At 67.0% G+C, this 9190-nt stretch carries 8 protein-coding genes and 1 pseudogene; 2 read left to right on the forward strand and 7 right to left on the reverse strand.

Annotation, left to right across the window (positions count from 1 at the left end):
• Positions 1 to 246 precede the first annotated feature (246 nt).
• The gene (locus tag EGJ34_RS07585; protein ID WP_125359892.1) at positions 247 to 765 is read left to right on the forward strand and encodes a DUF6622 family protein; all 519 of its coding nucleotides are present in this window, start codon (positions 247 to 249) and stop codon (positions 763 to 765) included.
• Positions 762 to 1148 carry a hypothetical protein gene (locus EGJ34_RS07590; protein WP_125359893.1) on the forward strand — a complete coding sequence of 129 codons (387 nt, stop codon included), beginning with the start codon at positions 762 to 764 and terminating at the stop codon, positions 1146 to 1148. The genes EGJ34_RS07585 and EGJ34_RS07590 overlap by 4 nt, the downstream gene beginning before the upstream one ends.
• Positions 1149 to 1151: 3 nt before the next feature.
• Here EGJ34_RS07590 and EGJ34_RS07595 read toward each other — a convergent pair whose 3' ends face one another.
• The 7 genes and pseudogenes from EGJ34_RS07595 to EGJ34_RS07625 form a co-directional block, all read right to left on the reverse strand.
• Complete coding sequence (locus EGJ34_RS07595) at positions 1152 to 1559, reverse strand: EF-hand domain-containing protein (RefSeq protein ID WP_125359894.1); 408 nt, start codon at positions 1557 to 1559, stop codon at positions 1152 to 1154.
• Positions 1560 to 2298: 739 nt separating this feature from the next.
• Complete coding sequence (locus EGJ34_RS07600; protein ID WP_125359895.1) at positions 2299 to 2652, reverse strand: DUF4124 domain-containing protein; 354 nt, start codon at positions 2650 to 2652, stop codon at positions 2299 to 2301.
• Between the two features lie 68 nt (positions 2653 to 2720).
• Positions 2721 to 4841, reverse strand: a complete 2121-nt coding sequence (locus tag EGJ34_RS07605; protein WP_125359896.1) for a TonB-dependent receptor — start codon at positions 4839 to 4841, stop codon at positions 2721 to 2723.
• A 127-nt stretch (positions 4842 to 4968) separates the two neighbouring features.
• Positions 4969 to 6636, reverse strand: a complete 1668-nt coding sequence (gene hutU, locus EGJ34_RS07610; RefSeq protein WP_125359897.1) for a urocanate hydratase — start codon at positions 6634 to 6636, stop codon at positions 4969 to 4971.
• Positions 6633 to 7481, reverse strand: a complete 849-nt coding sequence (gene hutG, locus EGJ34_RS07615) for an N-formylglutamate deformylase (protein ID WP_125359898.1) — start codon at positions 7479 to 7481, stop codon at positions 6633 to 6635. The genes hutU and hutG overlap by 4 nt, the downstream gene beginning before the upstream one ends.
• Positions 7478 to 9019 carry a histidine ammonia-lyase gene (gene hutH, locus EGJ34_RS07620; protein ID WP_125359899.1) on the reverse strand — a complete coding sequence of 514 codons (1542 nt, stop codon included), beginning with the start codon at positions 9017 to 9019 and terminating at the stop codon, positions 7478 to 7480. Before hutH ends, hutG begins: the two co-directional genes overlap by 4 nt.
• Positions 9020 to 9045: 26 nt before the next feature.
• Positions 9046 to 9190 (reverse strand): annotated as a pseudogene (locus tag EGJ34_RS07625) (imidazolonepropionase); the annotation flags it as partial.

The raw sequence follows: 9190 nt of genomic DNA on the forward strand, positions 1-9190 counted from the left end.
CTGCACCAAAAGCAGCCGGGCAAGCCCGGCTCTACGATTCCGCGCGCGTCCGTCGCTACCCGCTTGCATCCACCCACCCGCCGGACCTACGATCCAGCTTCGGCCCGCCGCCGGGGAGGTGGCGTGGCGACATGACGGCCCTCGCGCCATGCGTTCGACGCAGCATTACGTATCCGACGGTACGCGGGGGCGTGCCGTCAGCCCCCCGTTGTGTTTCGTTCTTTCTTGCCGAAGGAGTTCGACCGCATGCATACGATCCAACAGTTCGCGTCCCACACCCCGTACTGGGTCTGGGCGATTCTCGCCTTCCTGCTCTGGCGAGGCGTCGACGCACTTAAACCCTCCAGGACCTCGCTGGCCCGACTGGCCGTGGTGCCTGCGATCTTCACCGTATGGGGTCTGTGGAGCCTGCATCACCGTTACGGGGCCAGCATCGAGGCCTGGGGCGTGTGGCTGCTGGGCATCGCCATCGGGGCCGGCATCGGCTGGCTGCTGGTGCGTCGCCAGAGCATCAGCTACGACGCCGTCGATGGTCACCTGCACCGCACCGCCGACTACTCGCTGCTGCCGCTGCTGGTGCTGACCTTCATCGTCAAATACGCCTTTGAGGCCGCGCTGGCCACCGCTCCGGCGCTGGCCGACGACACGGTGTTCCGCATGGCGCATCTGCTGGTGTCCGGTGGTTTCACCGGTGTGTTCATCGGCAAGTTCCTGCACTACCTGCGCGTGGCCACGCTCAGCCGTCAGCAGGCGCTGCCGACATGACCGGGCGCTCTGCATCCTCAAGCGCCCGTCGTCGTAGCTCAACGCCGCAGCGCAATGCGGGCGTGCTGCCGTGGCTGGGATTGATCGGCAGCATCGCCATGGCGGTGGTGGTGACGGTATTTGCCAAGATGTTGTTCATCAATTTTGTCGAGATGTACAACACCTACGGCAAGGAACTGCCGTGGCTGTCGCGGCTGTACCACGACAATTACCTGCTGGCCTGGCTGGGCCCGGTAGCGGTGGCGCTGTGCTGGTACATCGGGCGCGACAGCTGGGGCCCGCGCGTGGCGGGGCTGCTGGGTCTGCTGATCGCGCTGGTCGGCGCGGTCAGCACGATCTTTGCGTTGTATCTGCCCTACATCAACATGGGTTCGCTGGTCTGAGCGTCAGTTGGGACGCCAGAACCCGGACTGCAGTTCGGAAAGAGTGAGGACCTCGTCGTGGTCGGTGTCCAGTGACTGGAAGCGCATCTCCGCCACGCGCCGCACCTCCTCATCGCTCAACTCACCGTCGCCGTTGAGATCCGCCACGCGGATCCGATCGGCGGCGGTGAGCTGACCGTCACGGTCGGGGCCGAGCAGGGCCTGCATTTCTTCCACCGTGACCCGGTTGTTGTTATCGGCATCCAGCGCCTGGAACAGGGCCCCGCCGTCGTACTCGTCCTTGCTGACCTCGCCGTCGGCGTTGTGGTCCAGGGTGGCGAAGCGCTCGGCGGCCGTGGTGGCAAGCTGCTGCGCGTGTGCGGCTGAAATCAGAACGGCAAAGCCGCACAGGCAGGGAAGAAGCGTCTTCATGGGGCACTCCTGTCGCAGGATGGAGTGCGTAGTGTCCGCCGGTCGGGGGCGTGTGGCACCCGTAGTTTTACTGGGAGGAGATGGCGCTGAACCGCATGGCCTGTCACGACGACCCTCGTTCGGGCGGGGGATGGGTAGCGTCGGTCGACAGACGACGGCCGTGAAACGACCAACGTTCTTTAACGCATGAACGCAAGATCGAAATGCGCTCTAAGCATGATCCCATCTGACGCACCCGACCCGAACGCGCGACGCACCTTTACATCGCGCACCACGAAAACACGCACGCACATCACACAATCAGACATCCACCGACGCTAGGTGCGCGCACCAACACCGCGTGACTGCTGCGCGAAGTGCACTACACGCAGGTGCGCGAATACCGCCACCACCCACGTCCCAACCGCCGCGCCAGCCCCGGTTTCGGTCGCGACTGACGGTTGCAAGGAAGGTTACGGCCGCATTCTGCGTGGCACCGCGGTGGTCATGACACGCATGGCGTGTCGCTACGCAGCGGGCACCGCAGGGGTGTCACGCCGCGCTGGAGCACCGGTAGGGTCGCACGCCAGTCGACCGCCGATAACGTGCGTCGGTGCTTTAAGGCATGACCTTGGAACGGAGGCGCGCTTCTGCGTTCAAGGCCATGCCCCACCGCGCCAATCACCGTTATCGGCGGTCGACTGTCGTGCGACCCTACCGAAGCCGGTGCGTCGTGGCTGCACCCGCGAACGCGCAAGACTTATTTGCAGGCCTTGGCGACGTTCTGCTGCAGGATTTCATGCAACTCGCGGTCGTCCTTCATCGAGGCATCGGCCAGCGCCTGTTCGCGGATGTGTTTGTGGCGCGCACAGGCTTCCGGACTGGGCTGCCCGGTGAAGGTAATCATCCGCGCGCCCAGGCTGGGCTCCTCGGTGCGCGGTGTTGCAGCCGGCGCGGAGGCCGCAGGTGCATTGAAGCGCTTCTGCTCGGCACCTGCGGGGCAGGGCACGGACTGGTACACGGTGCCGGACTTGCCATCCGAGCATTTGTAAGCCGGCTGCGCAGCCGCTGGCAGCGCGATGACGCACAGCGCCGCCGCAAGATATCTGATCATGATGATTCCCCGTTGAAGGGCGAAGTCTAGCAGACCGTCATTGGCGCAGCGGCCCCGTGCGATCGCGGTCACTCAAACCGCCAACGCACCCCGGCATACACGCTGCGCCCTTCGCCCGGGGTCGAACGGGCAACGTCGCGACCGGCATCGTCATACCCCGGCGTCACCGTGGCCGCGTAATGACGGTCGCCGATGTTGCGCATCTCCGCCCACAGCTGCCAGCGGCCGCCCGGTGCATCGAAGCCCACGCGCGTGCCGAAGATGGCGCGGCTGTCGGCCCAGAAGCTGTTGGCGTAGTCCACCGCCATCTTCGAGGCGGCATCGGTATTCACTGCCGCATACCAGCCGGTGGGGTGGTCATAGCGCAGCTCGGCCTGATACGCATGACGCGGCAGGCCGGGCAGGCGGTTGGACCCGAAGCGCACGTCATCGCGGTAACGGAAATCATTGAACGTATACGCCTGCCGCAGCCCCAGGCGGCCGCCCGGGCCTTCCCACAGCGTGCTGTCCAAACCCGCTTCGATGCCGCGATGCACGGTCGGGCTGGCGTTGTTCTCGGCCACGAACAGGTTCGGCACCGGTTGCACTTCCACCGTCAGCAGTTCATGCCGCACATGCGCGTAGTAGCCGGTCAGTTCCCAGCGGCCGAACGCGCTGTCGCCGCGCGCGCCGAGTTCCAGCGTGGTCGCGGTCTGGTTGTCCAGTTCCACCGGGGCGCGCTGGCGGCCCGTGGAAGCGCCGTTGCCAGCCGGGAAATACAGGTTCGAGCCCCAGATCATCGACCACGGGTGTGCCGGTTCCACCGAGCGGCTCAGGTTGCCGAACCACTGCGTGGCCGCTGTCTGCTGCCAGGTGAAGCCGATGCGGGGCGCGTAGTCCCACTGGCTGTCGTGCAGTCGCTCGGGCGTGTACGGCCAGGTCACCTGCACGTCGCGGCGTGTGTTGATCAGGGCCAGCCCGGTCTGCAGGCGCAGGCGGTCGCTGAGGCTGAGCTCGTTGCTGGCATGCACGGTGGTGTCGGTGCCGTGGTGCGAGAAATCGCGGGTGTGGGTGCCGGCGGCATAGCCGTTGTTGGCATAGCGCAGGGTCTCGCGCACATCCGCATCCAGGTCATGGGCCACACGCAGGCCCACGGTGGTGACGCTGTCATACCCGAACAGCGCATGCCGGCGGCGGTAATCCAGGGTGGCGTTGAGGTTGCTGTAGTCCAGCTGCTGCCGGTACAGGCTCTCGTTCAAGTCCATCGGGTACTTGTGGTACACCAGCCCGGCCTGCAGTGACGACACATCGTCGATCTGCCAGGTGGTCATGTTGCCCAGCCAGGTGCTGCCCGGCTGCGGGCGGCGCGCGTCGATGGACAGGTTGGCCGCATTGGCCGCGCGTGGATCGTGGCGGATCTGCGCGCGGGTCAGGCGTCCGGGCGTTTCGTGGTTGGTTTCGCGGTAACGCACGAAGAAGCGCGTTTCCAGCTGCGGGGTGATCTGCCAGCCGAGGTTGGCCATCGCGCCCTTGCCGTCGCCGGCCGAGTGGTACTGATAGCCGTCGTACTCGCTGTCGGTGTAGGCCAGGTAGTAGTCCAGGTCACCGCTGACACCGCCGTAGCCAATGCTGCGCTTCTGGTAGCCGCGGCTGCCGGCTTCGTACTGGACTTCCAGCCCGGCCGAATCGCGTCCGCTGCGGCTCACGTAGTTGATCGCACCGCCAAGGGCCAGCGCACCGCGTTCGATGCCGTTGGCCCCGCGCAGCACTTCGGCGCGGCTCAGCCACTGCGGTTCCAGCAATTCGTACGGGGTGCCGCCGGGGCCGGTCAGCGGCAGGCCGTCCAGCGACACCGAGATGCCGGAGGCATGCGCACCCGGGCCCCGGTTGATGCCGGAACCGCGAATCGAGACCTTGGTGCCTTCATTGCCCGGCGACTGCGCGCTGATACCCGGCTGGTAGGCCAGCACGTCGGCGCTGCTGGCCAGGCGGCCATTGGCGCGGGACAGGTCGACCACGTTGCCGGCACCTGGGACGCGCTTGAGTGCGGCGCGGGCCTGCTCGACGTCACTGGCGGCGGTGACCTTGACCGCATCGAGGGTGGTCGGGGCGTCGGCCGGGGCGGCCAGTGCGGGGCTGCTCAGCGAAGCCAGCACGGCCAATGACAGCAGGGACAGGGTGGGGCGGTACAGCAAACGGGAAGAAGGCATGCGTCTGACATCAAGGCGGAACGGGGCCGCGGATGGCAGGTGATGCCCTGTCAACCGCGATGAGGTCGCGAAAGTTAACAGGTTGCACCCGCGCCGTCACCCGGCGCGGGCGTATGGGATTATCCGATCAACCCAAAATCCCGGGCAGATCCAGCCCCTTCTCCTTCGCGCACTCCACCGCGATCTCATACCCCGCATCCGCATGCCGCATCACGCCGGTCGCCGGGTCATTCCACAGCACCCGCGCAATCCGCTTGGCGGCCGCTTCCGTGCCGTCGCACACAATCACCATGCCGGCATGCTGCGAGAAGCCCATGCCGACGCCGCCGCCATGGTGCAGCGACACCCAGGTGGCACCGCTGGCGGTGTTGAGCAGGGCGTTGAGCAACGGCCAGTCGGACACGGCATCGGAGCCGTCGGCCATGGCCTCGGTCTCGCGGTTCGGCGAAGCCACGCTGCCGCTGTCCAGATGGTCGCGTCCGATCACAATCGGGGCCTTCAGCTCACCGTTGGCCACCATCTCGTTGAAGGCCAGGCCCAGCCGGTCGCGGTCGCCCAGGCCGACCCAGCAGATGCGCGCCGGCAGGCCCTGGAACTTGATCTTCTCGGCGGCCATGTCCAGCCAGCGGTGCAGGTGCGGGTTGTCCGGAATCAGTTCCTTGACCTTGGCGTCGGTCTTGGCGATGTCCTCCGGGTCGCCGCTGAGTGCGGCCCAGCGGAACGGGCCGATGCCACGGCAGAACAGCGGGCGGATATACGCCGGCACGAAGCCCGGGAAGTCGAAGGCATTGGCCACGCCTTCTTCCAGCGCCATCTGACGCAGGTTGTTGCCGTAGTCCACGGTGGGCACGCCGAGGGCGTGGAAGCCGAGCATGGCGCGGATGTGGTTGGCCATCGAGGCGCGCGCGGCCTTTTCCACGTCCTTGGGCGCGCTCACCCGCTTGGCGTCCCATTCTTCCACGGTCCAACCCTGCGGTAGGTAGCCGTTGACCGGGTCATGCGCGGAGGTCTGGTCGGTCAGCAGGTCGGGCTTGACGCCACGCGCCAGCAGTTCAGCCAGTACGTCGGCGACATTGCCGAGCAGGCCGACCGACAGTGGCTTCTTCGCCGCGCACGACTCCTCGATCAATCGTAATGCTTCGTCCAGGTTGTCGGTCCAGGTGTCCAGGTAGCCGGTGCGCAGGCGCATGTCGATGCTGCTCTGGCGGCATTCCACAGCGAGGCACGAAGCACCCGCCATCACCGCCGCCAGCGGCTGTGCGCCGCCCATGCCGCCGAGACCGCCGGTGAACAGCCACTTGCCGGCCAGGTCGCCGCCGAAATGCTGGCGGCCCATTTCCACGAAGGTTTCGTAGGTGCCCTGCACGATGCCCTGCGCGCCGATGTAAATCCAGCTGCCGGCGGTCATCTGGCCGTACATGGCCAGGCCCTTCTTATCCAGCTCGTTGAAGTGGTCCCAGTTGGCCCAGCGCGGCACCAGGTTGGAGTTGGCGATCAGCACGCGCGGCGCGTCGGCATGGGTGCGGAATACGCCGACTGGCTTGCCGGACTGCACCAGCAGGGTCTGGTCGTCTTCCAGCCGCTTGAGTGTTTCCACGATGGCATCGAAGCTGGCCCAGTCGCGTGCCGCGCGGCCGATGCCGCCGTATACCACCAGCTCCTGCGGGCGCTCGGCCACGTCCGGGTGCAGGTTGTTCATCAGCATGCGCAGCGGCGCTTCGGTCAGCCAGCTTTTGGCGCTCAGCGTGGTGCCGGTGGGGGCAATGATGGTGCGGGTGGAATCGTGACGGCTCATGCAGCACTCCGGGCGTTCGCGAATTCAAGGCAGGCGTTGAGCACCTGCTGCAGCGTGTGGCGCAGCGGTGCGGCGTGGTCGGGGTCGAGCGGGGTGGGCCAGCTGTGCACGTCCACGTCGATGGGTTCGTGCATGTAGCCGCGGCAGGCCAGTTCCATCTGCAGACTGTGCACGCCGGCCGGAATGTCGCTGTAATGGCGGGTGATCCAGCCGCCCTTGAAACGACCGTTGCGCACATGCGGCATGCCGCTGAACGCACAGATGTTCTCCACCACGTCGGCCAGCGCGTTGTCGCAGCTGGTGTCGACCGCACCGGAAGGACCGGCGGTGCCGAGGTTGAACTGCGGCAGCTCACCGTCGAACAGGTGCGGAATGTGCGAGCGGATCGAGTGCGCGTCGTACACCACCACGGTGCCATGCAGCGCGCGCAGGCGCGAGATCTCACCGGCAAGGGCGGCGTGATAGGGATCGAAATACTGCGCACGACGCTGGGCGATTTCCTCGGCGTCCGGCTGCTGTCCTTCGCGGTACAGCGGCTGGTTGTCGAAGGTGGTCAGCGGGCACAGGCCGGTCGTGTTCTGGCCGGGATACAACGAGGCACCGCTGGGGTCGCGGTTGAGGTCGATGACCGAGCGCGAGATCGCCGAGCGTACGGTGGTGGCCCCCATGGCGCGGGCGAAGTCATACAGATCGTGCACCCACCAATCAGCGTCGCGGCGTGCCAGCCAAGGCGAAACAAAGCGCTCGGCGAGCGCGTCCGGCAGGTCGGTGCCGGTATGCGGGAAGCTCACGATCAGCGGCGCGTCGCCGCGGTGCACCTGCAGCCAGTCCGGGTGTCCGGTCATGCCAGTGGCTCCACTGCCGGCAGGATGTCGGCAAGCCCTTCGGCCAGCGCGCCGCTGCGTACCAGTTTGGTCGCGGCCACCATATCGGGATGGAAGTAACGGTCATCCTGCAGGGTGGGAACCTGTGCGCGCAGGCGTTGGCGCACGGCTTCCAGTGCCTCGCTGGAGCGCAGCGAGGCATGGAAGTCGCAGCCCTGCGCGGCGGCCAGCAGTTCGATGCCGACGACATTGGCGGCATTCTCCGCCATCGCCAGCAGACGGCGCGCGCCATGCGCGGCCATCGAAACGTGGTCTTCCTGGTTGGCCGAGGTGGGAATGGAATCCACGCTGGCCGGATAGGCGCGCTGCTTGTTCTCCGACACCAGTGCAGCGGCAGTGACCTGCGGAATCATGAAGCCGGAGTTGAGACCGGGCTTCGGGGTGAGGAAGGCGGGCAGGCCGGACAGTGCCGGGTCCACCAGCATCGCGGTGCGGCGCTCGCTGATCGACCCGATTTCGCACACCGCCATCGCCAGCATGTCGGCGGCAAAGGCGACCGGCTCGGCGTGGAAGTTGCCGCCGGACAGCGCTTCGTTGGTGTCGGTGAACACCAGCGGGTTGTCCGACACACCATTGGCTTCGATGACCAGGGTGGTCGCGGCCTGGCGCATCACGTCGAAGGCCGCGCCCATGACCTGTGGCTGGCAGCGCAGGCAGTACGGGTCCTGCACGCGTACGTCGTTGTCGCGGTGCGATTCGCGGATCGCCGAGCCCCGCATCAGTGCGCGCAGCGTGGCGGCGGTGGCGATCTGCCCGCGCTGGCCGCGGATCTGGTGGATGCGCGGATCGAACGGCGTGTCCGAACCCTTGGCGGCTTCCACCGACAGCGCGCCGGCGACCAGCGCGGCATGGAACACGGTCCCGATCTCGAACAGGCCCGCCAGCGCGTAGGCGGTGGAGTACTGGGTGCCATTGAGCAGGGCCAGGCCTTCCTTCGCGCCCAGCACCAGCGGTTGCAGCTTCAGTCGTGCCAGCGCATCGGCTGCGGGCAGGCGTTCGCCACCGACAAAGGCCTCGCCCACGCCGATCATCACGCTGGCCAGGTGCGAAAGCGGTGCCAGGTCGCCCGACGCACCGACCGACCCCTGGCACGGAATCACCGGCACGATGTCGTGCTGCAGGAAGGCCTCCAGCAGCGCCAGCGTTTCCGGGCGGATGCCGGACGCGCCCTGGGCCAGGCTGGTCAGCTTCAGCGCCATCATCAGCCGCACCACATTCGCCGGCATCGGCTCACCCACGCCCGCGGCGTGCGACAGCACGATATTGCGCTGCAGAGTGGCCAGGTCATCGCGCTCGATGCGCACGCTGGCCAGCTTGCCGAAGCCCGTGTTGATGCCATACACCGGCTCGCCCTTGGCGACGATGTCGGCCACGGTCTGCGCGCTGCGCGCAACGGCGTCGGCGCTGGCCGGGTCCAGGCGCACCTGCGCGCCTTCGTAGATGGCGCGCCACTGGGCCAGGGTCACTGCACCTGGGAGAAGGGTCAGGGTGTTGCTCATGGAATCTCCGGACATCACAGCGATACTCAGACAGGTTCACCGCGCATCACGCGCGCGTGCAGGGGATTGAAGCCGATGCGGTAGACCAGGTCGGCCGGAGCCTGGATGTCCCACACCGCCAGATTGCAGTCCAGGCCCACCGCCAGCCGGCCGACGCGGTCGGCACGGCCC

The organism is Stenotrophomonas sp. 278 (assembly GCF_003935715.1).
Lineage (GTDB): Bacteria > Pseudomonadota > Gammaproteobacteria > Xanthomonadales > Xanthomonadaceae > Stenotrophomonas > Stenotrophomonas maltophilia_AH.

Excerpts from the sequence above, each read along its gene's own strand:
- hutG (WP_125359898.1), bottom strand. The coding sequence starts at position 7,481 with ATGACCGGACACCCGGACTGGCTGCAGGTGCACCGCGGCGACGCGCCG.
- EGJ34_RS07600 (WP_125359895.1), bottom strand. The coding sequence starts at position 2,652 with ATGATCAGATATCTTGCGGCGGCGCTGTGCGTCATCGCGCTGCCAGCG.
- hutH (WP_125359899.1), bottom strand. The coding sequence starts at position 9,019 with ATGAGCAACACCCTGACCCTTCTCCCAGGTGCAGTGACCCTGGCCCAG.
- EGJ34_RS07585 (WP_125359892.1), top strand. The coding sequence starts at position 247 with ATGCATACGATCCAACAGTTCGCGTCCCACACCCCGTACTGGGTCTGG.
- EGJ34_RS07595 (WP_125359894.1), bottom strand. The coding sequence starts at position 1,559 with ATGAAGACGCTTCTTCCCTGCCTGTGCGGCTTTGCCGTTCTGATTTCA.
- EGJ34_RS07605 (WP_125359896.1), bottom strand. The coding sequence starts at position 4,841 with ATGCCTTCTTCCCGTTTGCTGTACCGCCCCACCCTGTCCCTGCTGTCA.
- hutU (WP_125359897.1), bottom strand. The coding sequence starts at position 6,636 with ATGAGCCGTCACGATTCCACCCGCACCATCATTGCCCCCACCGGCACC.
- EGJ34_RS07590 (WP_125359893.1), top strand. The coding sequence starts at position 762 with ATGACCGGGCGCTCTGCATCCTCAAGCGCCCGTCGTCGTAGCTCAACG.